The 24,547-nt window shown below is 46.1% G+C and carries 22 protein-coding genes and 2 tRNA genes; 14 read left to right on the plus strand and 10 right to left on the minus strand.

Features of this window, described 5'->3' with window-relative positions; translation table 11 throughout:
• Positions 1–87: 87 nt before the first annotated feature.
• The 8 genes from tilS (at position 88) to MN210_RS01850 (ending at position 7,047) form a co-directional block, all read left to right on the plus strand.
• The gene (tilS, locus tag MN210_RS01815) at positions 88–1,665 is read left to right on the plus strand and encodes a tRNA lysidine(34) synthetase TilS (RefSeq protein WP_338412458.1); all 1,578 of its coding nucleotides are present in this window, start codon (positions 88–90) and stop codon (positions 1,663–1,665) included.
• A 296-nt stretch (positions 1,666–1,961) separates the two neighbouring features.
• The gene (gene proC / locus MN210_RS01820; protein WP_241879035.1) at positions 1,962–2,810 is read left to right on the plus strand and encodes a pyrroline-5-carboxylate reductase; all 849 of its coding nucleotides are present in this window, start codon (positions 1,962–1,964) and stop codon (positions 2,808–2,810) included.
• Positions 2,811–2,923: 113 nt separating this feature from the next.
• Positions 2,924–3,490, plus strand: a complete 567-nt coding sequence (locus MN210_RS01825) for a YggT family protein (protein ID WP_011959627.1) — start codon at positions 2,924–2,926, stop codon at positions 3,488–3,490.
• 236 nt (positions 3,491–3,726) lie between these two features.
• Positions 3,727–3,816, plus strand: a tRNA-Ser gene (locus MN210_RS01830).
• Between the two features lie 139 nt (positions 3,817–3,955).
• Positions 3,956–4,032 (plus strand) — tRNA-Arg (locus MN210_RS01835).
• Between the two features lie 232 nt (positions 4,033–4,264).
• Entirely contained in the window at positions 4,265–4,927 is a 663-nt protein-coding gene (locus MN210_RS01840; RefSeq protein ID WP_338412459.1) for an RDD family protein, read from the plus strand.
• A gap of 237 nt (positions 4,928–5,164) precedes the next feature.
• Positions 5,165–5,644 (plus strand): hemerythrin domain-containing protein, encoded by a 480-nt coding sequence (locus MN210_RS01845; protein ID WP_338412460.1) that lies wholly within the window; start codon positions 5,165–5,167, stop codon positions 5,642–5,644.
• A gap of 302 nt (positions 5,645–5,946) precedes the next feature.
• On the plus strand, positions 5,947–7,047 hold the full coding sequence (locus MN210_RS01850) for an alkene reductase (RefSeq protein ID WP_011959630.1): 1,101 nt from the start codon (positions 5,947–5,949) through the stop codon (positions 7,045–7,047).
• A gap of 118 nt (positions 7,048–7,165) precedes the next feature.
• On the opposite strand, the gene MN210_RS01855 is transcribed toward MN210_RS01850, so the two are convergent.
• The 5 genes from MN210_RS01855 to MN210_RS01875 form a co-directional block, all read right to left on the minus strand.
• Positions 7,166–7,903, minus strand: coding sequence for a pantothenate kinase (locus MN210_RS01855; RefSeq protein ID WP_011959631.1), 738 nt, complete (start codon positions 7,901–7,903; stop codon positions 7,166–7,168).
• Positions 7,904–8,130: 227 nt separating this feature from the next.
• The gene (rsfS, locus tag MN210_RS01860) at positions 8,131–8,505 is read right to left on the minus strand and encodes a ribosome silencing factor (RefSeq protein WP_413775364.1); all 375 of its coding nucleotides are present in this window, start codon (positions 8,503–8,505) and stop codon (positions 8,131–8,133) included.
• Positions 8,506–8,700: 195 nt separating this feature from the next.
• A complete protein-coding gene (gene nadD, locus MN210_RS01865; RefSeq protein WP_338412461.1) occupies positions 8,701–9,516 on the minus strand; it encodes a nicotinate (nicotinamide) nucleotide adenylyltransferase in 816 nt (271 codons plus the stop codon).
• Positions 9,517–9,793: 277 nt separating this feature from the next.
• Positions 9,794–11,941 carry a phosphate acetyltransferase gene (pta, locus tag MN210_RS01870; RefSeq protein WP_011959634.1) on the minus strand — a complete coding sequence of 716 codons (2,148 nt, stop codon included), beginning with the start codon at positions 11,939–11,941 and terminating at the stop codon, positions 9,794–9,796.
• Positions 11,942–12,065: 124 nt separating this feature from the next.
• Positions 12,066–13,268: an acetate/propionate family kinase gene (locus tag MN210_RS01875; RefSeq protein ID WP_011959635.1), complete on the minus strand. Its 1,203-nt coding sequence runs from the start codon at positions 13,266–13,268 to the stop codon at positions 12,066–12,068.
• Positions 13,269–13,692: 424 nt separating this feature from the next.
• Between MN210_RS01875 and lptM the strand changes: the two genes are divergently transcribed.
• The 4 genes from lptM to MN210_RS01895 all read left to right on the plus strand — a co-directional run bounded on the left by lptM (position 13,693) and on the right by MN210_RS01895 (position 17,682).
• Positions 13,693–14,037, plus strand: a complete 345-nt coding sequence (gene lptM, locus MN210_RS01880) for an LPS translocon maturation chaperone LptM (protein ID WP_338412462.1) — start codon at positions 13,693–13,695, stop codon at positions 14,035–14,037.
• 107 nt (positions 14,038–14,144) lie between these two features.
• Positions 14,145–15,482, plus strand: coding sequence for a diaminopimelate decarboxylase (gene lysA, locus MN210_RS01885; RefSeq protein ID WP_110816054.1), 1,338 nt, complete (start codon positions 14,145–14,147; stop codon positions 15,480–15,482).
• A 281-nt stretch (positions 15,483–15,763) separates the two neighbouring features.
• Positions 15,764–16,645, plus strand: coding sequence for a diaminopimelate epimerase (dapF, locus tag MN210_RS01890; protein WP_241879039.1), 882 nt, complete (start codon positions 15,764–15,766; stop codon positions 16,643–16,645).
• A 29-nt stretch (positions 16,646–16,674) separates the two neighbouring features.
• On the plus strand, positions 16,675–17,682 hold the full coding sequence (locus MN210_RS01895; RefSeq protein WP_338412463.1) for a tyrosine recombinase XerC: 1,008 nt from the start codon (positions 16,675–16,677) through the stop codon (positions 17,680–17,682).
• A gap of 106 nt (positions 17,683–17,788) precedes the next feature.
• Here the strand turns inward: MN210_RS01895 and MN210_RS01900 are convergent, their stop codons facing one another.
• On the minus strand, positions 17,789–18,673 hold the full coding sequence (locus tag MN210_RS01900) for a nitrilase-related carbon-nitrogen hydrolase (RefSeq protein ID WP_338412464.1): 885 nt from the start codon (positions 18,671–18,673) through the stop codon (positions 17,789–17,791).
• A gap of 506 nt (positions 18,674–19,179) precedes the next feature.
• Between MN210_RS01900 and rpoN the strand changes: the two genes are divergently transcribed.
• Both rpoN and hpf read left to right on the plus strand, forming a co-directional pair.
• Entirely contained in the window at positions 19,180–20,925 is a 1,746-nt protein-coding gene (rpoN, locus tag MN210_RS01905; RefSeq protein ID WP_338412465.1) for an RNA polymerase factor sigma-54, read from the plus strand.
• A gap of 494 nt (positions 20,926–21,419) precedes the next feature.
• Positions 21,420–21,818, plus strand: a complete 399-nt coding sequence (gene hpf, locus MN210_RS01910) for a ribosome hibernation-promoting factor, HPF/YfiA family (protein WP_155586646.1) — start codon at positions 21,420–21,422, stop codon at positions 21,816–21,818.
• A gap of 236 nt (positions 21,819–22,054) precedes the next feature.
• Here the strand turns inward: hpf and thiS are convergent, their stop codons facing one another.
• The 4 genes from thiS to MN210_RS01930 all read right to left on the minus strand — a co-directional run bounded on the left by thiS (position 22,055) and on the right by MN210_RS01930 (position 24,388).
• Positions 22,055–22,255, minus strand: a complete 201-nt coding sequence (gene thiS, locus MN210_RS01915; RefSeq protein WP_011959643.1) for a sulfur carrier protein ThiS — start codon at positions 22,253–22,255, stop codon at positions 22,055–22,057.
• A gap of 50 nt (positions 22,256–22,305) precedes the next feature.
• Positions 22,306–22,671: a DUF423 domain-containing protein gene (locus MN210_RS01920; RefSeq protein WP_241879041.1), complete on the minus strand. Its 366-nt coding sequence runs from the start codon at positions 22,669–22,671 to the stop codon at positions 22,306–22,308.
• 167 nt (positions 22,672–22,838) lie between these two features.
• A complete protein-coding gene (rpoH, locus tag MN210_RS01925; RefSeq protein WP_197708920.1) occupies positions 22,839–23,705 on the minus strand; it encodes an RNA polymerase sigma factor RpoH in 867 nt (288 codons plus the stop codon).
• 308 nt (positions 23,706–24,013) lie between these two features.
• The gene (locus MN210_RS01930) at positions 24,014–24,388 is read right to left on the minus strand and encodes a sulfurtransferase TusA family protein (protein ID WP_241879042.1); all 375 of its coding nucleotides are present in this window, start codon (positions 24,386–24,388) and stop codon (positions 24,014–24,016) included.
• Between the last annotated feature and the right edge of the window lie 159 nt (positions 24,389–24,547).

The following is a 24,547-nucleotide window of genomic DNA, read 5'->3' on the forward strand; positions in this document are numbered from 1 at the left end:
ATACGTTACTGTTTGCAGATTAGTTTTTTGTAGAGCAGCGCTTGCAGTGCAATGGTTGACAGACTGGCTAAGAGGCCGCAATTTATTATGACTACCCCTGTCTGTATTTCACAGGCCTTTATGGACAGCTTTCATGCCCATCACGCACAGCTACTTGGTAAACGGGTTTGGCTGGCTTGTAGTGGGGGGCGTGACTCTTTAGGACTGGCGCTATTGTGCCGTACTTTGTTCGATCAAGGCCGGCTGCCTTTTTTGCCGCAGCTCATTCATGTCAATCATGGGATGCAAGCTGCCAATGATCAGTGGGCGCAGCAAGTGGCTCAGTGGGCGCAGCAGCATGATATGGCCTGCCAAATTATTGGTCTTAATTTAACTCATAAAAGTGAGCAAGCGGCGCGCGATGGTCGCTATCAAGCCATGATGCAGCTGATGAATCAAGATGATGTCTTAATACTGGGCCATCATCAAGATGATCAGGTCGAGACTTTATTGATGCGGCTGTTTAATGGAGCCGGGGTGACGGGTTTGGGCGCCATGCGTGAGTGGACCTCAAAGCAGGCTCATACTGCGCAGTTGCCATCAGATGTTAATAAGCCGCGTCAGCGCATATTTTTGTGGCGGCCGTGGCTAGAGATTAGCCGAGCTCAGATTACTGAATATGCCCAGCGCCACAATCTAAAGTATATCGATGACCCGACCAATGTGGCACAGTCGCCATCAAAGCTTGCTTTGCAGACGCTAAATGATAGAGCTTGGCTACGCAGTGTGTTGTTGCCGCATATCACTGAGCGCTACCCGCAAGCATCTGAGGCCATGGCGCGTACGGCGCAGCTTATGCAGCAGGCCAGTGACAGTATTGATGAGCAAGTGACGCAGGATTTGGGGCAGGTGGCTCTAGCCGCTACTGAGCAGCAGTCTGTGATTGCCTTAGATAAGCTGGCAGGGTTATCTGCACCACGGCAAGCGGCGCTTATTCATCACTGGCTCGCCCCGTACCCTAATCAATTGCCGCCCTCAAAGCGCCTAGTGGATGAGGTGCTTGCACTTAGCTTTCGCCAAGACAGCAACCACCAAACTTGTCTTTATTTCGATGTTGGCAGTGAGCAGTATCAAGTACGCCGTTATCAAAATAAACTGTATCGCTTACAGCACGCCTATGCCCAGTGGCTACAGATGATGCCGCATCAAATACACTTACCGCTGGCGCACAATGCTGAGGAGCTATCTTTAAACCTAGCAGATACCGATGTTTTATCTTTAAAGCAGTCGGGGCTAGAGTTTGATTGGCAATTAACTGGGGTGAGGGGGTTGATGGCACATTTAGCCCGTTTGTTAAATAGCGCGGATGCTAAAGTAACTCCCTCTGAGCTTATCTTTGAGCCCTTGCCTCGGACAATTAAACTGGCTCTGGCGGGGCGTAGTGGGCGTAAGTCGGGCAAAAAGCTGCTACAAGCTTTAGATCAGCCAAGCTTTATGCGTGGCTCTGTGGTGCTGTGCCGCTTAGATATGATGGGCTCTGATGGTATTTTGCAGGACTCATCCACTGCTGTCCCCTTATTTATTATCTGTATCGATAGAATTTGGGTGCTGCAAAGTCAGTTTACCGCTTTAATTAATCAGCTTTTGGCCACTGAGGTTCTAAGCACTCAGATTTTAGAGTGTTAATGTCTAAATAGCTGATGTCTAAACGTCAAAGTTTTAAGTGCTTAAATAAAATCATATCCGCCTAACTTAAGTGCGAAATCATAACCATATCTATTCATTAAAATCTTAAGAAAAGCGCCGCGAGCATTTGCCTGCTGCGTCAATACTATAATCTGTAAAGTGATGTGATACACTAGCAGCCATATCAGTACAAATTTTGTGCGCCAAAATAAACACACAGATGTGACGCGTAGTGTTAGACCGGAAGTCTAATTTTGCCCAAAAAATTAGGGTGCGTGAAACCAACAGGAGCAATCATGTCAGAGCTTAAAGGTAAAAAAATCAGCTTCATCGGTGGCGGCAATATGGCCCAAGCCCTTATTAGTGGTTTATTAGCAAGAGGCATTAAGCCAAACGATATTACCGTAGCCGACCCTTCACAAGATATTCGCGATGCCTTAAAAAGCCAAAAGATAAACACCGTAGATCCGACAGGCACGACCGATACCAACAATCCCCAAATTGCTGCAAAAACAGCGGATGTGATTGTGCTGGCAGTTAAGCCTCAAGTTATGGATAAAGTGGTGGCTGATTTTGCTGACGTCTTGGACAGACAATTGGTTATTTCTGTGGCGGCAGGTTTGTCTACCGACAGTTTAAGTAAAATGCTTGGTGGCTATCAGAACATTGTCCGCGCTATGCCCAATACCCCAGCTATGATTCAAAAAGGCGCAACCGGTCTTTATGCCAATGACAGCATTAGTGAGACCGACAAGCAGCTTGCCGCGACACTTATGGCCGCTTCAGGCTTGGTCAGCTGGGTAGAACAAGAAGAGCAGCTGCATGCCGTAACGGCCGTATCTGGCTCAGCGCCGGCTTATTTCTTTTATATGATTGAGTCGATGATTGAAGCAGGTGTGGAGCAGGGACTAGATAGAAAGCAGGCGGCTGCTTTGGCGATGCAAACTGCTTTGGGTGCCGCTCAAATGGCCATCACCAGCGGCGAAGCACCCGCTGAACTGCGCCGTAAAGTGACCTCTCCAAACGGCACTACGCAAGCGGCTATTGAGTCACTACAGCAAGATGATTTTGCCGGTATCATTAAAAAAGCGATGCAGGCTTGTTACACGCGTAGTGAACAGATTAGCCAAGAGCTGGCCGACTAATGATATAGCGCTAATTTTTTACCGCTTTGCTTTAAGCGCACAGTTATTGTTTAAGCAACTAAATAAACCTGGTCGTCGCCCCTTTATATAACGAATGAGTAAGAGTACGCTGAATGAGTCTTTCGTATGCCCTATTTAACATGGTTGTAAACTTTGCCATGCTACTGGTTTTTATCCGCTTTATGCTGCAATTTGCAGGTCTTGAGCGCAATCATCCTTATGTTGAGCCTGCGTATAAAGCCACTCAAATTGTGGATCTGTTTGGTCGTATCTTCCCTACCGTTGGTGCAGGACGGGTGAACTTAGCGGCGGTGATGCTGCTATTTTTATTAAAGCTCATTGACATCTCAGGCAATGCAGCGATTGTGGGTCACAGTTACACGCCCATTCGTTTGTTCTTTGAGGGCACACTGCAGTTAATTCTAAGCTTCTTGAGTGTGGCACGTTATTTGATTATTGGCTCAATTATTATTAGCTGGATAGTGGTATTTACCCAAAAGATGCACCCTATCTTTGAGCTGATTATGCAAATGGCTGAGCCCATCTTAGCGCCTTTTCGCCGCATCACACCAAGCTTAGGTATGTTAGATCTATCGCCTATGATAGCTATTTTTGGTTTACTGTTGATTGAGATTTTCGTTCAGATCATTGCCAACAACTTGTTGCCGATGATTGGCTAATTGCCAACACACCTCTCTTCCCTAAATGCTATTTGTGATGGGGAAGAAATGAAAAGGCAATAAAATAGGGCGAGTAGGGCAATAAATGAGACGATATGGGCTTTATTTGCATAAAGTTTGCAGAAACTTTGAAATCTGGCTTGCAAAGTCGATTTAGTTTGTTATAATACTCGCCCACAACATGAGGTAACTGGTTAAGTTAGCCAATGATCAAATGTTGTCGTTTTAGCAGTTTCGGTGAAGTGGGTGAGTGGCTGAAACCGCACCCCTGCTAAGGGTGTATACGTTAACGCGTATCGAGGGTTCGAATCCCTCCTTCACCGCCATTTTTTTTGAAAGATTTAAATTTTTAAAAAAAATTCAAAAAAAGGTTGACTACTAAAAAAAACTGGCTATAATAGCCATCCTGTTAACAACGAGTGGTAACACACCAACAGTTGCTAGCACAGTAAGTTAGATAAATATGCGCCTGTAGCTCAGTTGGATAGAGCACTTGGCTACGAACTAAGGGGTCGGGAGTTCGAATCTCTCCAGGCGCACCATCTAACATTACCTTAAATCAATCGCCCTTGTTTGGCGATTTTTTTATGCCTGTTGGTTTTTCAGCAGCGCAGTCTTTCTCTTTTCTCTCCTCTCTCTTTTCTTTGTCTACCTAACCGTCTCCTTATTGAAAAAACAGCTGGGTGTATCGCCACTACCAGTTTGTGTAAAATACGCTACAATAGCGGCTTTGCTTCTTTTGTCACTTATAAATATCGGGTGGTCTGTACAACCATGTCAAAACAACGTCGTTCTAACCTGTCTAAACCTCCCACAGCATCCTCTGAAAAGGGGTTACGTCCTACAGGCATTGAGGGAGTTAGCGTCTCAGGTGAGCCTGAAATCGCCAAAGCAGCCATTCGTGTTATTGCCATTGTCTATGATGGCATGTTGATCTTGGCCTTGTTGTTTTTGGTGGGGACGGTATTGACGGTGCTTGGCACTATGATGACGATGGAGACGGGGGTGACCTCAGATCAGGCGCAGACTTTGCCTGCGTGGTATCGCAATCTGGTGCTAACGCCAGCCTTTATTGTGACCTTAATTGGCTTTTATGGGCTATTTTGGCGTAGAGCAGGGCAGACGCTAGGCATGCAGACGTGGCGCTTAAAGACGGTCGATAGCCAAGGCCAACTGCTGACTTGGTCTAAAACGGTGAAGCGTATTTTAGCAGCCTGCGTAGTACCTGTGATATGCGGCATGATTGGCTATGCTTTTCATAATTCACGTTCAGCGATGCTGTTTAGTGCCTTTTTTGGTCTGATGTTTAATTACTTGTTTTGCCTGTTTAATCGAGGTGGGTTGGCGGTACATGACATGCTCTCTGGTACTGTGACCCTAAAAATGCCTAAAATCCATCACGAGGGCTTATTTAAATCGCTTAGAAAGAAAAAATAGCCTTTTGTTTATCCTGTTTTGGCCAAAATCACGCCAGGTTTTGGGTGGTGAATACGGCATAAATAAGAATGGCTTTCATTAGTCACACGCCCACACAAAACTTAGTCTAACTAAGACAGCAATTGGCACCTGTTATGTCTATAATAATTTGATAAGCCGCTGGTTATAATATAGGTTTTTAGGTTATAGCCAGCTGGGCTAATTTGAAGCATTTATGGATAAATTTTGGAGAGAGCGATGAGTAACAGTAGTGGTGTGGACTTTGATCAAGATATTTTTGCTGCGTTAATTGCTAAGCATGACATTCAGCGCGATCTGTGTGATCAATTAGAAAAACAAAGCGATAACGATAAGCGCAAAGCACTCTATCAAGAGCTGAAACTTGAGCTGCAAGCGCATGCGGCGGCTGAAGAGCGCCATCTGTATATTCCGGTAATGCAGCACGATGAAGGCCTAGATTTATCACGTCATGCCATCACCGAGCATCATGAGATGGACGAGATGATGGAAACGCTAGACGATGGTCGTATCAGTCAAGAGACTTGGGACACCACCTGTGCTGACTTAATTGAAAAAGTACGCCATCACCTAACTGAAGAAGAACAAAAATTCTTTAAACAAGCCCGCAAAATCTTGGATAGCGACTTGCAGCAGCGTCTGGGGGCATTGTATCAAGTAGAGCATGATGAATTTGAAAAAATCCATGCCAATGATTAAGCTTGTGTGCCCAAAGCAAGTTCAAAAACCCACTTTTTAGTGGGTTTTTTATGGTCAGTATACAAATAAATTGTAACGACCGGTCTAATCTGCTTTAAATTTAAAAAGATAACCGCCATAATAGCAGCCACTCCCGCTCATCTTTCTGCCCTTATACGGTTGCCATTAGCTATTAAGCCTTAATAGTGATGGCTTTTGTGTTAACTATGAGCCATTATGGCGCTAAATTATCCAATTCATAAACCGATAGGTTTAGTGCAGTAAGACAGTGAAACTTTATGAATAACTAAAAAGGAAGTCGCATGGCATACGCCCCGTTATTTAACCCCATTAAGATGGGCAACCAAACCTTTAAAAACCGTGTATTTATGGCGCCTTTGACCCGTCTGCGCTCTATTGAGCCCAGTGATATGCCCACCATATTAGCCGCTGAATACTACTCACAGCGTGCAGGCTCAGGTCTGATTATTACAGAGGCCACTCAAGTGTCGTTGCAGGCCAAAGGCTACGCAGGTGCACCAGGTCTGCATAACGAGGAGCAGGTAGCAGCATGGAAAGTCATTACCGATGCTGTACATGCCAAAGGCGGCAAAATTGTGGTGCAGCTGTGGCACACCGGCCTGGTATCACACAACAGCGTACAGCCTGATAATAAGGCGCCTATTTCAGCCTCTGATGTTGATGTTGGTGTCCGTACTACCTTACGTGATGACCAAGGTGCTCCTATCCGTGTTGAGGCCACAACGCCTCGTATGGCAAGCTTAGAGGAGATTAAACAAGTCGTCGCAGATTTCGCTCAAGCGACCCAATATGCCAAGCAAGCCGGCTTTGATGGTATAGAGATCCACGGTGCCCACGGTTATTTATTACATCAATTCTGGGCGGAGCATACCAACAAGCGTACAGACAACTATGGTGGTAGCCGTGAAAACCGCGCCCGCTTAATGCTTGAGGTTATCGATGCTTGTGTGGCTGCTTGGGACCAAGATCATGTGGGCATTCGCATCTCGCCACTGGGCAGCTTTAACAACGTTGATGTGGGTTATAACGAAGATGAGGCGATTTGGTTGGTTGAGCAAATCAACAGCCGTAACCTTATGTATCTGCATATGTCTGAGCCAGACTGGGCCGGTGGCACGCCTTACTCAGAAGCGTTTAGACAAAAACTACGGGCGGCTTTTAACAACCCTATCGTGGCCGCTGGTGGCTATAGCGCCCAAAAAGCGCAGGATTTAATTGAAGCGGGCTATATTGATGCGGTGGCCTTTGGTCGTGATTATATTGCCAACCCAGATTTAGCAGAGCGTCTCCAAAAAGATGCCGCGTTAAACGAGCAGCATCCTCAAACCTTCTATGGTGGTGGTCTACAAGGCTATATTGACTATCCATTTATGAGCCAATAAGCGTGTCATAGACGCGCTCTTAATAGCGGTCTATATTAAATAGCAGCGCACATAAAAAATCCCCAGTCTAGGCTTATAGGCTGGGGATTTTTTTGGCTAAGTATTTGATTTTTGACGATTAGTTTTGGCGGCTTGGCTCATCAAAATAACGCATTAACCCGTTTAGCAATAGGCTTTCACGGATATGAATGGGGACGGTGAGGTGCTGAGCTAAAATAGGCGCATCTCCTCCTGTCAAGATAAACTCATAGTTGGGGCTGCGGCGTGCAATCTCATTAATGGCACCAACAATGGACAACAAAATCCCGCGGTGCACAGCATCTGAGGTCGTGGTGCCCTCACTGATGCTATTAAAAGTGCCCTCAACAATGCTAATTTGCTTGGTGCCAGAGAATAAAGCTTCACGTTGCAGATAAATACTGGGGAAAATATAGCCGCCCAAATGATGGGCATGATCGGTCAAATCTATGGTCAAAGCCGTACCGCAGCCTACGATACATTGGCGTTTTTTATTGTCTACCGCGCCCAAAATCTGCAACCAGCGGTCCACCCCCAATTGACTGGCATCATAATCACTACTGAGCAGTGGGTGGCAGGCATCCACATGCACAAATTCAAAAGCAATATCGAGCGTAGACAGCGACTGAGCCACTTGCGCGTTCACCTCGTTACCAAGTACCGAGGACACACCAATAAACTCAGGTGCCAAATTGGCAAAGCGGTCAGTTAGACCGATTAACAGCTCAGCGGGCGCCTGCAAATGTTGCTTGGCATCTGAGGTGATGATTTGTCCCACATCATCCGTGAGCCAGTATTTTAATCGGGTGTTTCCCAAGTCAAGCCATAGCTTTGCCATAATTGCATCCTTACGGTTTTGTTCGCCTGACAGGGCATGTGTGGCCACAAAAAGTCCTGAAATAGCCCCCTTAAATAAACAAGGGAGCAATAAGAGACGAACAAGCTTTTAAAAAGAGGCCAATAATAGCAGTTTATGCTTAAATGAGGCAAAGCGAAGACAAAAAAAGACGCCATAAGGCGCCTTTCATAACACAATAACGACTTGGGCGTCGCTGAATAGATGCTCTAGCGCTCGCTTAAATCACGCGCTACTAACTTCTTAAGCTCTTCTGGTGAAGACCATAGACCTTCTAAATCATAAAACTCACGTGCTTGGCGAGTCATGATATGTACGATAACACCGCCTAAATCTACTAAGGTCCAGTCGCTGTCTTTCTCACCTTCACGGCCTAGTGGCATAAAGCCTGATTTTTTTGCGGTGGCGCCCACTTCATCTGCCAAGGCGCTGACGTGGCGCTTCGAGGTGGCATCTGCGATAACCATATAATCGGTGACGTCAGTTAAATCGGCCACATGCAGTACGGTGATGTTCTTAGCTTTTAGGTCATCTAAAGTTTCTTGAACCATGTTTAGACAAAACTGTAGTCTCTCGTCACTCATGGGGGTTCTTTGGGTTGCGTCTAATGTCATAGCTATCCTATAAATTATTTTGGGTTTTCTTATATCCGCTTGCTGCCAAAAGCGCTCGGCTAAAGCAGACTAGGCTAAAAGAAAGTTATACAAGCTTGGGTTGAAAATTTAGGTCATTAAGAGGGTATAAGGTTTGCACGTAGAGGTGTTGTAACAGCCATTAACTCAGTAAGAATGATATAAATTATTTTTCATAATATACGAATAAACAGAGCGTGGCAAAGCAGATTTTGCAATATCAAAGCTGCCCTCAGTTATAGCTTGGCGTATGGCGCTACTAGAAATGGGGTCAACACGGTGCGAATCTATGTATATATGGCCCTTTGCGGCGTATTTCAAGTCCTCAATATGTTCAGTGAGCGCAGATTTTAGTTTATTTGGCAGTAAATTAGCAATGTGTTGGTGCGTTTGTAAGTGATCACGGGGGATTACCCACAGATGAGCAAACTCAATAAGCCGGTCGCCATCTCGCCATTGGGGCAGGCTTTGGACATTATCGGCGCCAATGACAAACACCAAGCTGGCCTCAGGATTGGCCTGACGCAATGCTCTGAGCGTATCAATGCTATAGGTGGGCGGGGTTTGCCAAATTTCGTGGTCACAGATTCCAAAGTCAGCGGGACTGATTGCCGCCTGCGCTTTAGCTGCAGTCATCTCATCAATAGCCAGCTGTAACATGGCCATACGATGCTCAGGACGACTGCTGTTGTCTTTGAGCGGTGAGCGTGAGGTGGGCATAAAATAGGCACTCAGCTTTGAGGAGGGCTTGGCTGTGTGTAGATGCTGATAAACATGGGCAAGCAGAGCCAAATGGCTGTTATGCACCGGATCAAATGAGCCGCCCAAATAAATTTGGATGGGCCGGGTGGCGCAAGCATGGCGCGGATAAGCATCCGTCTCTAAATGACGACAAGATGAAGGGCTAGAGGCTGGGGTTGTAGTTGTGGTTGTGTTTGTGGTTGCAAGAGTAGGGGCAGGCATGACATATCCAGTCGAAAATCTAGCGATAGTAAGACCAATTTGGCCATCAACAGACACAGTAGCTTATCACAGCGCCTCTATGTTAAAGCAAAAAAGGTTAAAGCAAAAAAATCCATAGGGTAAGATGGGGTGTCGCTTGTCTGCCAAACCGCTTGGCTAATATGTAATAGTATCAATAAAAATAGCCGGCAAAGCGCCGGCTATTTTTAGGCTATCAGGTTATCTCTCTGGCAGTTGCCATTAAAATGCCTGTAGCTATTAGCGATACCAACAGTGATTAAATCTCAGAGCTGCTGGCTTGAATGGCGGTTAAGGCGATGGTGTACACGATATCATCAACCAAAGCGCCGCGTGATAAGTCGTTAACAGGCTTGTTTAAGCCCTGTAGCATCGGGCCGACGCTGACGACGTTGGCACTGCGCTGTACCGCTTTGTAAGTGGTGTTGCCGGTGTTTAAGTCAGGGAAGATAAACACGTTAGCTTGACCCGCTACAGGTGAGTCAGGCGCTTTTTGTTTGCCCACGCTAAGCACAGAGGCTGCATCATACTGTAGTGGGCCATCTACCATTAAATCAGGCGCACGTTCACGTACAATTTGAGTGGCTTGTTTGACTTTTTCTACATCGTCGCCGGTACCAGAGGCGCCGGTTGAGTAGCTAATCATCGCCACTTTGGGCTCAATACCAAAGGCTTTGGCAGAGGCGGCCGACTGAATGGCAATCTCTGCTAGCTGCTCAGCATTGGGGTCTGGGTTAATGGCACAGTCGCCATAGACCACCACTTGTTCAGGCAATAACATAAAGAAGATAGAGGAGACAAGAGAGTACTGAGGGGCTGTCTTAATTAACTGGAAAGCCGGACGTACGGTATTGGCAGTGGTATGAATAGCACCCGACACCAGACCATCCACCTCATCCATATGCAGCATGGTGGTGCCCAATACCACGGTGTCTTTTAGCTGTTCAGCGGCCTGCTCTGGAGAGGCTTTGCCTTTACGGCGCTCAACAAAAGCGGCAACGTATTTGTCTAAATTGAGGGTGGCCGGATCGATGATTTCGATGTCTTTTGGCAGATCTACGCCGCGGTTTTTGGCCACTTGGGCAATCTCATCAGAGTTACCGATAAGCACACACTGGGCAATGCCGCGGCTTTGACAGATGGCGGCCGCTTCGATGGTGCGTGGCTCTTCGCCTTCAGGGAGCACCACACGCATTTTGGCTTGTTGTGCTTTTTTGACCACTTGATGACGAAACGCTGAGGGAGACAAGCGAGGCTTATAGTCGCGCTCAAAGTAAGACTTCAGCCAATTTAAATCTAAGTGCGCAGCCACGAAGCGGGTCACAGTCTCAGCACGCTCCACATCATCTCGTGGAATCTCATTACTGATGTTAAATAAGTTGGTCACTGTCTCTAAGCTATTGGTCGGTACGCTCATAATGGGCAAGCCGGTTTTTAGCGCAGGCTGACACAGCTCAAATACAGTATCGTTGGGGATGATACCACCGGTTAATACGATACCGGCCATGGGGATACCGTTCATGGCAGCCATGGCTGTGGCCAATAACAAGTCATCACGGTCGCCTGGGGTCACAATCAAGGTGCCGCGGTTGAAGATTTCACCCACACGCGAGATGGTACGCGCCGCTAGGCTGGTTTTTAACACACGGCGCTGTTTTGCCTCACCTTGGTTAAGCCAAGTGGCATTTAACTGCTGGGCGATGTCCCATGTGCGCGGCACAGACAAGCTGTTGCTAAACGGTACCACACCAATGAGATGATATTTTTCGGTGGCAAAGTTTGGAGAGTACTTTTGCATCGCTTCGATAAATTCAGCATCCAGCTCAAGTGTGGCCTCACCTGGTGCGACTGGCTGCGTATCAAAGGTATTGGGTACGTTATTGGCACGCATTAAGATACTGCCCAAAGTACGCTCACCGGTTAAGCCGCCGAACGCACGCGCGTGTAAGTCTAATTTATCCGCCAATTGCTTGGGGTTTTCAAGGTCAGCCATGCTCACAAAAATAACCTTGGCATCAAGCGCAGTGGCCAACGCATAGTTGACTTGCGAGGCGTAATTGACTTCCTCTGTGGGCACCAAGCCTTCACAGACCACCACGCCGTAGCCGTCATCTAACTTATGAAAATTGGTAACCACATCTTCCATTAAGTCATCAACATTGCCCGCATTCATCATGCGCTCAACACGCTCACGGGGGATAGACTCAGGCGGTGTTAAGCCAAAAGCTTTGTGCGCAAGCTCACTTGAGCTGTCTAAGGTGTGCTGTGAATCATACGAGTCATCTTGCAAAAATGGCTTCATAAAGCCAGCTTTTATGCCCAAGTAATCGAACGCTTTAATCAGACCAAGACCTGCAGATGTAAGGCCAATACCACGACCGGTAGGGACCAGCAAAATAGTTTGCATCAATCAATCCTTAGTTATTTTTTAAATGAGTTATTTTTAAATGAGTTGTTTTCAAAAAGTGCATCAAGCCAAAAATCAGCTTTGTGATATAAACCTGCCCGCCCATCGCTAGGCAGGTTTATGCTTATAGTCCCAATACGGCTCGAGTCTCTTCAGCGATTTGATACTCTTCATCAGTTGGAATGACCCATAATTCATAGCGGCTGTCAGCGGTATGAAAACTGCCTTCTTCTCCGCCATATAACTCAGCATTTTTTTGTTGATCTATATCTAGACCAAAATGACGCATCACATTTAAGATACCGGCACGGATGGTGGCTGAGTTCTCACCGATACCGCCTGAGAATACAATACCCGTCATATCAGGTAGGGCGCAAGACAATGACGCTAAATATTTACCAGCGCGGTAGCAGAACATCTCTACCGCTAATTTGGCGTCTTGTTGGTTGGGATGTGAGTCATCATTAGCGATGGATTCAACAGTACGCATGTCGTTTGAGACACCAGAGATGCCAAGTAGCCCACTTTCTTTGTTCAAAATAGTGTCGATTTGCTCTAGGTTTAGCCCCAACGTGCGCTTGAGGTGAATGTGTAAGCTTGGGTCGACATCGCCGCAGCGGGTTCCCATCATTAACCCCTCAAGTGGGGTAAGACCCATGCTGGTGTCTAAGCTTTTGCCATCATAGACCGCTGTTTCCGAGCTGCCATTACCTAAGTGAGCGATCAGCCAGCCGTGTGGCCCTGATTGTGTGGTTAACTCGCTTGCACGGTGAGACAGATAAGCGTGTGAAGTGCCATGGAAGCCATAACGACGAATGAAGTCTTTTTCATACATCTCTTTTGGAATGGCATAGCGGAAGGCTTTGGGCGGCATGGTTTGGTGGAAAGCGGTATCGAATACCACTACTTGGGGCAGCTCAGGATGGATGGCTTGAACCGCTTCAATACCAATGGCGTTGGCAGGGTTGTGTAGCGGTGCTAGAGCTTTTAGGCGTTTGACTTCTTCGATAACGTGCGGGGTAACTTTTTCGGCATGGCTAAACTCGCGTCCCCCATGCACCACACGGTGACCTACTGCGATAGGAGATTGGTCGCCCAACAAATCCATGATACGCACCAAAGCCGCTTGGTGGTTGGCACCTGGAATGGTCACCTCAGTTTTTTTACCTTCAAGGCATTTGTGAACAATACGGGCATTATCTAACCCTAGGTTTTCGGCTAAGCCGGTGATTCTGTGCTGATTGTCTTCACTAATTAAAGCATATTTGATCGAAGAGGATCCGCAGTTAACGACTAACGTTGGGTTACTGATAATGGTATTGCTCATTTTGTGTCCTTACATTAAAAAGTGAAAAGAAAGTAAGCAAAAAAATACACCACAAGAGGTGTGCTCTTTAAGCCATAGGCGCATAACGCCCTACATTATCTTCTACCAACACATAACATCCTATTGGGTGTGGCTTTATATTTGGCCAAGCCAAATTTATTATAATTTCTACACGAAATAAAATATAACTGAGTTGGAGAGTGCCCTAAATACAGCTATGAGCGACTTATGGTATGCGCCTATATTAAGTATAGCTCAGATTAATTTTAAAAACAGCGGGTAAGTGCTTAAAAATAAAAACTTTCTTTAGAGGGCTTATGAAAAACCATCAAAACCCTTTAGGCAAATTTTCAGAAGTTTGGTACCATAGCCTACACTTAATTTAGCAATATAGGCCTAGTTGGGCCCCCATAGGAAGCTGCTCATGGCAAACCGTTACTCAAAAATTTTATTTAACTCAAGCTTAACTGATTTAGTCTGTGAGCGCCTATATTTTGACAATAATGGTGCTCAAATGAGCGGTAAAAATGCACAAAAAAAGGCGCGTAAAAAACCCAATACCCCTATTATAACTATGGTTATGATGTTGGGGACGCTGATGTTAACCGGCTGTGGTCAAAAAGGGGCGTTATATTTGCCCGAAGAGGCGCCTAGCAATACTGATTTTATGATTTATAAAGGCAATAAGAGTGAGGCTAATAAGGTAAAAGAGGCACAAACCCGCGAGCAAGTTGAACAAGCGGCTGAGCAGGATCCTGAAGATTATTAATTTGCTTTGGGTGCACCGCTTTACCTGTTTTGACATTAATGGTTTAATAAGTTGATTAAACTGCTTTTTTGTTGATTTATACTCTCTGACTTGGACACCTTTATATTATGAGCAACCCCGACTTATCTCAAGCCGCCGTACAACATAGCGAATCTGGTCTACGCATCAATCCTGAAGTCTTTGTCAAAAAACTGCCCACTTTAAGCTATCAGCAAGGGACCTTGTTTGTGGAGCAAGCCTCTGTACAGCAGTTGGCTGAGCAGTATGGTACGCCTTTGTATGTGTATTCAAAGCAGGCAATTTTGGATGCTTATACGGCATACACTACCAGTTTTGCAGCCATTGACCATCAGGTCTGCTATGCGGTCAAAGCCAACTCAAACTTAGCGGTGTTGTCGGTATTGGCCAAAGCCGGTGCAGGCTTTGATTTGGTGTCCTCAGGGGAGCTGGCTCGAGTACTGGCCGTGGGCGCTGACCCCAGTAAAATTGTATTCTCAGGTGTGGGCAAAACCGTCACTGAACTCACAGCGGCGCTTAAAGCAGGTATTGGCTGCTTTAACGTAGAGTCATTAAGTGAGCTTGATACGCTAAATGCGGTGGCAGCAGAGCTGAATGTTAAGGCGCCGATCTCCATTCGGGTCAACCCAGATGTCGATGCCAAAACCCATCCTTATATTTCAACCGGCCTAAAAGACAATAAATTTGGTATCAGTCATGACATCGCTGTGGCAGCATATCAACATGCCGCAAGCCTAGAGCACTTACAGATTGTCGGTATCGACTGCCATATTGGCTCACAGTTGACCGAAATTGATCCGTTTGTGGCCGCTTTGGATAAGGTGTGTGAGCTGATTGAAGCGCTCAAACAAGTAGGCATTGAGCTACAGCACATTGATTTGGGCGGTGGTTTGGGCGTTATCTATATTGATGAAGAGGTGGCTAAGGTCAGTGAGTTTGCCGCCGCTTTATTACCAAAACTACAAGAGCTTGGGTTAAAAGTATTTTTTGAGCCGGGCCGCAGTATTGTTGCCAACGCTGGCATGCTGGTTACCAAGGTTGAGGTGTTAAAACCCACTGAGCATAGAGACTTTGCTATTGTTGATGCGGCTATGAATGATTTAATTCGTCCAGCGCTGTATCAAGCCGAAATGGCGGTCATTCCGGTACAAACAGCGTCGCAAGCATCACAGAAGAGCTGGGATATTGTCGGCGCTGTGTGCGAAACCGGCGACTTTTTGGCCAAAAAACGTCTGTTAAGCCTAGCAGTTGGCGATATCTTGGCCATTACCGGTGCTGGCGCTTATGGCTTTGTGATGAGTAGCAACTACAATTCGCGCCCACGTCCTGCTGAGGTTATGGTGTCAGGGGATAAGCACCAAGTGGTACGCGCCCGTGAGACCGTAGCACAGTTATTTGAGGCGGAATCAACGTTTGATATAGATTAAGCCATCAACGCATTAAAAAAATTAATCATAATTATCTGCTCAACGTGCATTGATAATTGACAAAAAAACCTGCATTTACTGTGCAGGTTTTTTTATTTTTTGGCGCATCATTCAGCGCCGCCCTTGTATTCATTGGCAATCTAATAACTGCTGTGTGCTGTATCGCTAAGCAAAACTTAAGGGCAGATAAGCCAATTGCCAATACAGCACAGTTAGGCATTATCATTGTGATATTGTGCATGTTAAGATAAGCCATAAATAGAATCTAAGGAATATAAAATATGCTTATGGAGTTTACAAAAATGCATGGGCTGGGCAATGACTTTATGGTCATTGACTTGGTCACTCAGCGTTTGGAGCTGACACCAGAGCTGATTACATTATTGGCTGATCGCAACTTAGGTATTGGCTTCGATCAGCTGTTGGTGGTTGAGCCACCCATGCGTCCAGATGTTGATTTTCGCTACCGCATCTTTAATTCAGATGGTAGTGAGGTGGAGCAATGTGGTAATGGGGCACGCTGTTTTGCCCGGTTTGTACAGGCGCGCAAACTGTCATTCAAGCAGCGTATTCGGGTTGAAACCAAGTCAGGTATTTTGACGTTATCGACTGATAATTACGGCTGGGTAGAGGTGGATATGGGCAAGCCGCGCTTTGAGCCGGCAGAGATTCCTTTTACGCCCAAAGCCATTACTAAAATACAAAACGCTTATCACCTAGATGTCGAGGGGACGCCGGTACAATTGTATGTGGCCAATATGGGCAACCCACATGCGGTTATTAAGGTCGATGATATCTTGACGGCCGATGTTGAGAAGCTTGGCAAAGCCATTGAGTCGCATCCGGCATTTCCTGAGCGGGTCAATGTTGGCTTTATGCAGGTGATGAACCAGCGTCACATTCGTCTGCGTGTCTATGAGCGCGGTGTGGGCGAGACCCAAGCCTGTGGTACAGGTGCTTGTGCGGCGGTCGCTACAGGCATTCGCGAAGGCTGGCTAGATGAGGGCGAGGAGATTAGAGCGCAGCTTTATGGCGGCAGTTTACTGATTCGCTGGTCACCTGGCTATTCTGTGATGATGACCGGCCCGACCGCTTTCGTCTATGAGGGTGTGTTTAGTCCTGATGGTATTATGGCGCAGGCCGGTCTTAAGCCATTAAGCTAGGTGCAAGCAAGGTCAGGTCAACCACAGTCATGACAAATAAAGTGCTGGAGCAGCAGCAGCTAGAGGATTCTTTGGTCACCAAACCTGTTTTTGCTGAGCTAGAGGCCTTATTGCCACCAGTGGAGCAGTGGTTAAGCGAGCTGTCGGTGCGTCAGATGTCAGCGCATACCATTGATGCCTATTATGCAGGCCTGTATCAACTGGCCTGCTTTTTGGCGCAGGCCCAGCTCAACTGGACCCGCTGTGATAAACGGCAATTGGCCAAATATATCGCTAAGCGCTTAGATACTGATGCGCTGGCCATCTCTAGCGTGCAGCAAGAGCTGTCGGCCATTCGCCACTTTTATAGCTGGCTTATTGAGCAAGGCCAAGCCCGCATCAATCCCACCACCGGTTATCAGCTCAAGCGTGCGCCTCGGCCGCTGCCCAGTATTGCTGATGGCGACTTAATTGCTCAGCTACTTGAGCAGCCCATGCCAGATACACCAGAGCAGGCTCGGCTGTGGATACGGGATAAAGCGATGTTTGAGCTGCTCTACAGTAGTGGCCTACGTGTGGGGGAGCTGGTCGGGCTGAATGTGGCTGATCTGCGTATCGATGCCAAAGGGGAGCGTGGCGAGGTGCGGGTGACAGGTAAAGGTAATAAAACCCGCTTAGTGCCAGTGGGGCGCCAAGCATTAAAGGCCATTAATAGGTATCTGCCACATCGCAATCTGTGGGAAGAGCGTGGTGATAGAGCTTTATTTATCAGTGAAAAACATGGTACTCGATTGACCACACGAGCGGTGCAGCAGCGCCTAAAAGTTGCCGCTGCCCGAGCTGGTATTGCCCAAAATATGTATCCGCATTTGCTGCGCCACTGTTTTGCCTCGCACATGCTGTCAGGCAGTGGCGATTTGCGGGCAGTGCAAGAGATGCTTGGCCACAGTGATATCAGCACCACGCAGATTTATACCCATGTAGACTTTGATAGACTGACTCAAGTGTATGATAAAGCGCATCCTCGAGCCTCGCAGGAGAAAAAAACGCCTCGTTAACGCTTAACCAACGTGGCTAACATACCGCCAGTACTTACCCATAACCCAGTACTTACCCATAACAAAGCCAGATAGCCACCTGCCATCTGGCTTTGTTATTTAGGGTTTATGCCAAGCGATGACAGTGATGGATGGGCATGTTTTGGCGCCAATTTTGCTGCTTTGTGCGCTCAAAGGGAGCAGTAATTAATTCAAATCCCTGCTCAGGCTGCATAAGCTTGGTCTGATTGGTGCCGACCAGCTGCTCACCATTAGCATTCATGATGCTACTGTGCCCCCAAGTCTGCCGCTGCCCACTGGGGATATCGTGCGTGCCGCCTTGAGCTGAGCCTACCACCAAGCACTGAGCATCCAAGGCACGTGCTTGTAATAACAACTGCCAATGCGCCTTACCCGTTTGATAAGTAAAGGCGGATGGTGCGGTTAGAATCTCGGCGCCTGATTGCCGCAGCTTTTGCGCTAAGGCGGGAAAGCGCAGATCAAAGCACACCATCATCCCCACAGACAGAGGCTGAGTCTGAGCTGATTGGCCAAGCAGGTTGTCCATATCGCACTGTGCGACTACCGTGGTATCACCAGGCTCAAAAGTTCTGCCCTCATCATAGCTTCCGGTGTTATCGGCCACTTGCGCTTTAAATAAATGAATCTTGTCATAACGTGCCACTCGCTTGCCCTCAGGCGAGAATAATTGACTGACTTGGCGCAAGCGTTCACCAGGTACTGGCGTACCATCAGGACGATACGCACAAGGCAAACTGCCAGCGACAATGAACATCTGATGCTCGAAGGCCAATGTGGCATACCACTGAGACAGCTCATCGAAGCGCTCGGCAAGCTGCTGCTGTCCCCCCATCCGGCAAGCATTCTCAGGCAGCACCAATAGGTGGACATCTTGCTGCTTAGCGGCGATTACAGCACGTTGTATATTCGCTAAATTGGTCTCGATATCAAACTGACTGCTCAGCTGCACACATCCAATGATAGGGTCCATTATAATCGCCTTGTCCTTTTATCTGTGGTTCAAATAGCCTGTGGCTTAACTAGCAATTTGTAGTTTAACTAGCAATTTGTAGTTTAACTAGCAATAGTTACCTTAAAAACTCACGGCCAGCTTATTTGTTTTTTGGTTCAATATTGTATTTAGAGTAGCATGTTCGCTGGTTAGAATCTATCTAGAACCGCTGGCATTAAACGGTGTGTTTGTAGAGCAAAGCCACGGGTTATCCATGTCAAGCCCCCAAACATTAGTAGGCTAGCTTGACCAAAAAAACAACCATAAATAATCAATAAGCTTGTTTACTAAAACAAAGACTTAAGGTATTTTTTAAAAAGCCCATCGCCCAGATATTACCGCTGATTTATGGCAGCAGTTTGTGTTAATGCGTTTATTACAACTAACTAATTTTCGTGATTTTCTAAATAATATGTGCTACTAATAAAGCGGCGTGTCCGGCCTGAGTCGGCCAGCACTCCTCCCTAATTGAGATAAATACCCTTATGATAAGCACTTCCTTTAATTTAGGCTTTAATCTATCCACCACCCAAAAGCTGACACCTCAGATGCAGCAAGCCATTAAGCTGTTGCAGTTATCGAGCCTTGAGCTTGAGCAAGAGGTGCAGATGAAGCTTGATAGCAATCCTTTATTAGAGCGGGTAGAGGATGATGATATTGATGCTGAGGATTTTAACAGTATTGAGGAGCTGACTCGGTTGGAGCTTGATGCCGAAGCACAAAAGGAGGTGTATGACCCTTATAATGACGACTATGGCTTAGAGTATCAAGAAGGGGCGACTGAGGATGTATTTAGCGAGTTAGATGGCGATGGCTTAGGTAATTTAGGTGACTTAAATGACTTAAACGACTTAAACGAGAACGCGCTGGATGACACAAATAAAGCGGAGGGGGATATAGAGCAAAACCAAGCTTTAATCAGTATCACCACCACAGCAGATAACGATCTTAAGGCTGAAGCATCAAACCTAGACACCAGTCTCGGTGAGCTGCCGATAGACACTGAGTGGGATGATATCTATACCCATAGCCCCACTGGACTTGCCGCACCAGACACCCAAGGCATGAGCGATTATCAAGGTGCAACCTCCGTCAGTTTACAAGACCACATTCGCTGGCAGCTCACTTTTAGCAAGCTGTCCTCAGTGCAGTCGCTTATCGCTGATTATTTGATTGATGCTTTGGATGATCACGGTTTTATTCAAATAGACATGGCTGAGCTAAAAGACAGCTTTGATGAAATGGCCAGCTTCTATCAGTGGCAGCAAAAAATAGAGTTAGAACATATCCAACAGGTCATCGAGCTGATTCAAAGCTGTGAGCCATTGGGAGTGGGGGCGCGCAATTTGGCCGAATCATTACAAATTCAGCTGCGTGCACTGGATGAGAATACCCCTTATATGCGTCAAGCGCTGCGTCTGCTAGATGAGCATCAACTGCTTGTGAGTAACAATATTAAAGAATTGATGAGTCGCACGGGTCTAAAAAACAATGAAATCAGCCCCGCACTCGAATTGATTCGTACCCTGAATGCCGCGCCAGGATTGGCTTTTTCTAAAGCGCAGCCAGATTATGGCAGTACTCCTGAGGTGTATGATATCCCTGATGTGATTGTACAACTGGTGCATAACCAAGGCGGCGGTGAGGCGGTGTGGAAGGTAGAGCTGAATCCAGAGACCCTGCCTAAGCTAAGAATCAATCAGCAATATGCAAGCTTGGTTAAGCGCGGGGATGACAGCCCAGACAACGTGTATCTGCGTGATAATCTAATGGATGCCCGCTTATTTATCCGAAGCATCGAAGAGCGCAATCACAACCTACTTAAAGTGGCCACCTGCATTATAAAAATGCAGCAAGATTTTTTATTACAAGGTGCCACTGCCATGAAGCCATTGATTTTAAAGGAAGTCGCTGAAGAGGTAGGTCTGCATGAGTCTACCGTATCACGGTTGACCACCAGTAAAAGCATTTTAACCCCGCAAGGGCTGTTCTCTCTCAAGCACTTTTTCTCCTCCCACGTCTCAAGTGATCAAGGTGACGTCTCCTCCACAGCCATTAGTGCCATGATTGAGGCATTAATTGACGCTGAAGACCCCAAAAAGCCGTTGTCGGACAGTGCCATTAAGCAGCATTTACAGCAGCAAGGTATAGATATTGCTCGGCGCACAGTGGCCAAATATCGAGAAGCCATGAATATTGGCTCTTCTACACAGCGCAAGTTAAAGTTCTAGTCGTTAGCGCTTAGTGGTGAGTTTTTTTGAAAATAAGTTTTTGCTGTTTTAGCCTAAACATAACCGAGGCGTAGACCTCATCAAATCGTCACAAAGCCCCATTAGACAAGCAATAGCCGTTATTTAAAAAATAAAAAAATTTCAGATTATAAATGATATGGAGAAAATAACCTTATTTATTTACATTTATTTACAATAATTGTTCTTGTGCAAATGTGTTTTTCATGTCAAATTAAAGCTGTCCCAACAAATGTTTAACTTAACCTAAGTTGCGGGCAAGCGATTCTAATACGGATTTTAGAAGACGCTACAACCAATAATGCTGGAGTGCTATCTTATAGGTTTTTTAAAAAGCTTAGATAATACAAAGGTTTACACAATGACTTAGACAGGAAAAATGCCATTTACTAAAAAAATGCCATTGAATCGGTCATTATAAAAAAGTCTCCTTGAGTCAGCGGTAGCTGCTCAAATCAAAAAAGGATGTAAGCATTATGAACATTTCAATTACTGGCCATCACATCACTATTACTGACGCTATGAAAGACATGGTTATGGACAAGCTTTCAAAAGTTGAACGCCATTTCGATCAAATTCAAAGCATTAAAGTGATTCTTTCGCTGGACAATCATCGTACAGATGCCAGCCACAGTGGTAAAAATAACCACAAAGCAGAAGCGCTGATGCGGGTAGCGGGTCAAGAAATGTTTGTACAGTCGTATGATGATGATATGTATAAGGCCATCCATGAAATGGCAGATAAATTAGACCGGCAAGTGCGTAAATATAAAACACGTATTGACCGTAAGACCCGCTCTTCTAAACGTAGAGAGCGCTTGGTTGCTAGCCTACCGGTAGTAGAGCCCGCCGCCGAAGAGTCTTTTGCTTATTAGGTTCTAGCTTAGGGTGATAGCTTAGGATTATTTGATAACCTTAAGCTTGATAATCTTAAGACTGATACCCCTAAAAGCGGTTAAAAAAGTAAAAATAGGTCATAAACAGGACAAGTTATAACTAATAAAGCCCCTATTCGAAAGAGTAGGGGCTTTATTGATAGCTTAAAGGTGTGTTTGGATTGGTATACGACTTGAGATATAACTAGATCTATAAAAAGTGCTCAGTCCCCAATTTAGCCGCCGCCGACAGCTTGTACCACTTCAATACTCATATTTTGCACTAACACAGTGGCCATAAGCTCAGACTTAGGGATAAGCGCCCCATCAATCTCTACTGCATAACGACCTTGGGTAAGCTCAAGCTCATCTAATACAGCTTTTACGTTGTCTTGCTCAGTGCTAATTATTTGCCCGTTGACGGTAATGGTGTACATGGTTAATCCCTGTCTTTAGTGATAACTGTCCAAGTTTAAGATGTTGTTATTTAGCGAGGTACCAACCTAAAGGCGGTGATGGCCAGCCACACCCAGCCAATAATCATTAAACTGCCGCCAATAGGTGTAATCGCACCAAACCAACGTGGTGCCCCCAAGGTCATCGCAAATAGACTGCCTGCAAAGATAATAATCCCAATTTGTAATAGCCATGCTGTAGTCTGAGTGGTATAACCCAGCTTGATAAGCAGACCGACCAGTAACAAGCCTAGCGCATGATAAAACAAATACTGGGCACCTGTGTGCCACCACGCCAGCTGTTCTGCTGATGCTATGGCCTTAATGCCATGAGCGCCAAAAGCGCCTAATGCAACCGCCATTGCCAAGTTAATGGCTGCAATAGCAATCCAGTTCATAATATGTGCCCTGTTATTGAGATATTAAGTCTGATTAATCTTATAAATGCCTTATAAAATTAAGAAAATTAAGTCTAATTGACAATGATAAGGGGATATCCCAGATATGCCAAAGGCTCTCACTGTCTCACCAGTAAAAGCCTTTATTGCATAAATGCTGTATCTGCTTAATAAGCATCATCGCTTGGCATAATGACGCTGTCGATGGTCATGGCCTCACGGATTTTATCCATGGCATTTTTTTCGATTTGGCGCACGCGCTCAGCTGAGATATTGTACACCGCTGCCAACTCATGCAAGGTGGATTTTTGTTCGGACAACCAGCGCTGTTCAACGATATCACGAGAGCGCTCATCTAAAGTATCCATAGCATCCATCAAGGCATTGGTGTTGTTCTCTTCCCAGTCAGCATCTTCCACCATCTCTGCCGGATCAACGCCATCTTCCAAGAAAAGCTGAGGCGCATAGTGGCCGTCTTCATCATCAGTGGACTGTGCTTCAAATGATGCATCATAAGAGGTCAGACGCGACTCCATCTCCAGCACTTGCTTGCGGGTGACGTTTAAGTCTGCGGCAATGGCATCGGCCTCCTCTAAAGTCAGCTGATTGTTGGTCTTTTTTAGACTGCGTAAGTTAAAGAACAGCTTACGGTGTGCCTTGGTGGTGGCCACTTTGACAATACGCCAGTTACGAATCACAAACTCATGGATTTCAGCCTTGATCCAGTGCACAGCAAAAGACACCAGACGCACGCCTTTATTGGGGTCAAAGCGTTTTACTGCTTTCATTAAGCCTAAATTGCCCTCTTGGATTAAGTCTGCTTGCGGCAAGCCATAGCCTGAATAACTGCGCGCAATATGAATCACAAAGCGTAAGTGTGACATAACCAAGATACGCGCTGCCTCCACATCGCCATCGTCGTAATAACGATGCGCCAATTCTTGCTCTTGCTCTGTGGTCAAGATAGGTATCTGATGCACAGAATTCATATAAGCACCCAAGTTGATACCGGGTGCTGATAGGTTCACCGGCATCGCAGGCACTAAGTCGCGCGTGCTGGTGTTGGGATAGTCGCTTACCCAGTCATCGGCTTTGGCAAGCTCGGGGGTCAGCAGATCATCGTCTATCCCATCATCAAGCTCGTCATAATCTAGAGCCAGATCATCGTCATCTAAATCCGCATCGATATCTAAATCGATTGGATCTAATTCAGAGGTGACCGCTGTAGGTGGGCTGCTTTTAGCCGTCTCTTTTTTAGTTGTTTTGGTTTTTTTTGGAGTAGCCATGTTTTGACCTTCAAAGTAATAACTTTATTGAGATCTATTGTAAAGGATAGCGCACCCTAGTTACCATTGGTTTTGGTAATGATGAGGTGAAAGATTGTATCGAGTTTTTCTAAACTATCGACTGACCCTTGAACACTACTGGTATTCAGGGCTAATTGCAAATTGGCATGGTCACAAAAAGCGGCCAAATCATGTTGTGAATTTGGATCGGTGGCCAGAACATAGATGCTCTGCCCAGGCTGCATACTGCGTAAGGCAACCTTGGTTTTTAGTAGCGGCATCGGGCAGGCAAGGCCGCGACCATCGACCAAGGCGCTAATGGGCGCCGCTTGGCTAACCTCAGCGATGGTGTTCTGATCGGCGCTAGATAAAGGCGTCATTTGCTCGCTCAAAAGCTGTTCAAGTTGCGGATTTAAAGTATTATTTATCATAAATAAGTAGTTTCACTAATGAATAAAAGAAGTTGTGGGTTGTTATAAAGGGGTTATACACTGCGCTGAAAAGGGCAGGGTATTATAAAAAATTACATCCCAGAGACGATGGCATAAGGTTAACCGGTTATGATGTTATCATCAAAGGAAAATCACCTT

The organism is Psychrobacter raelei (assembly GCF_022631235.3).
Lineage (GTDB): Bacteria > Pseudomonadota > Gammaproteobacteria > Pseudomonadales > Moraxellaceae > Psychrobacter > Psychrobacter raelei.

Excerpts from the sequence above, each read along its gene's own strand:
- MN210_RS01840 (WP_338412459.1), top strand. The coding sequence starts at position 4,265 with ATGTCAAAACAACGTCGTTCTAACCTGTCTAAACCTCCCACAGCATCC.
- proC (WP_241879035.1), top strand. The coding sequence starts at position 1,962 with ATGTCAGAGCTTAAAGGTAAAAAAATCAGCTTCATCGGTGGCGGCAAT.
- pta (WP_011959634.1), bottom strand. The coding sequence starts at position 11,941 with ATGCAAACTATTTTGCTGGTCCCTACCGGTCGTGGTATTGGCCTTACA.
- MN210_RS01875 (WP_011959635.1), bottom strand. The coding sequence starts at position 13,268 with ATGAGCAATACCATTATCAGTAACCCAACGTTAGTCGTTAACTGCGGA.
- dapF (WP_241879039.1), top strand. The coding sequence starts at position 15,764 with ATGCTTATGGAGTTTACAAAAATGCATGGGCTGGGCAATGACTTTATG.
- MN210_RS01895 (WP_338412463.1), top strand. The coding sequence starts at position 16,675 with ATGACAAATAAAGTGCTGGAGCAGCAGCAGCTAGAGGATTCTTTGGTC.
- MN210_RS01850 (WP_011959630.1), top strand. The coding sequence starts at position 5,947 with ATGGCATACGCCCCGTTATTTAACCCCATTAAGATGGGCAACCAAACC.
- MN210_RS01855 (WP_011959631.1), bottom strand. The coding sequence starts at position 7,903 with ATGGCAAAGCTATGGCTTGACTTGGGAAACACCCGATTAAAATACTGG.
- MN210_RS01920 (WP_241879041.1), bottom strand. The coding sequence starts at position 22,671 with ATGAACTGGATTGCTATTGCAGCCATTAACTTGGCAATGGCGGTTGCA.
- tilS (WP_338412458.1), top strand. The coding sequence starts at position 88 with ATGACTACCCCTGTCTGTATTTCACAGGCCTTTATGGACAGCTTTCAT.
- thiS (WP_011959643.1), bottom strand. The coding sequence starts at position 22,255 with ATGTACACCATTACCGTCAACGGGCAAATAATTAGCACTGAGCAAGAC.
- rpoH (WP_197708920.1), bottom strand. The coding sequence starts at position 23,705 with ATGCCGGTGAACCTATCAGCACCCGGTATCAACTTGGGTGCTTATATG.
- MN210_RS01900 (WP_338412464.1), bottom strand. The coding sequence starts at position 18,673 with ATGGACCCTATCATTGGATGTGTGCAGCTGAGCAGTCAGTTTGATATC.
- MN210_RS01845 (WP_338412460.1), top strand. The coding sequence starts at position 5,165 with ATGAGTAACAGTAGTGGTGTGGACTTTGATCAAGATATTTTTGCTGCG.
- MN210_RS01825 (WP_011959627.1), top strand. The coding sequence starts at position 2,924 with ATGAGTCTTTCGTATGCCCTATTTAACATGGTTGTAAACTTTGCCATG.
- rsfS (WP_413775364.1), bottom strand. The coding sequence starts at position 8,505 with ATGAGTGACGAGAGACTACAGTTTTGTCTAAACATGGTTCAAGAAACT.
- nadD (WP_338412461.1), bottom strand. The coding sequence starts at position 9,516 with ATGCCTGCCCCTACTCTTGCAACCACAAACACAACCACAACTACAACC.
- hpf (WP_155586646.1), top strand. The coding sequence starts at position 21,420 with ATGAACATTTCAATTACTGGCCATCACATCACTATTACTGACGCTATG.
- lptM (WP_338412462.1), top strand. The coding sequence starts at position 13,693 with ATGGCAAACCGTTACTCAAAAATTTTATTTAACTCAAGCTTAACTGAT.
- MN210_RS01930 (WP_241879042.1), bottom strand. The coding sequence starts at position 24,388 with ATGATAAATAATACTTTAAATCCGCAACTTGAACAGCTTTTGAGCGAG.
- lysA (WP_110816054.1), top strand. The coding sequence starts at position 14,145 with ATGAGCAACCCCGACTTATCTCAAGCCGCCGTACAACATAGCGAATCT.
- rpoN (WP_338412465.1), top strand. The coding sequence starts at position 19,180 with ATGATAAGCACTTCCTTTAATTTAGGCTTTAATCTATCCACCACCCAA.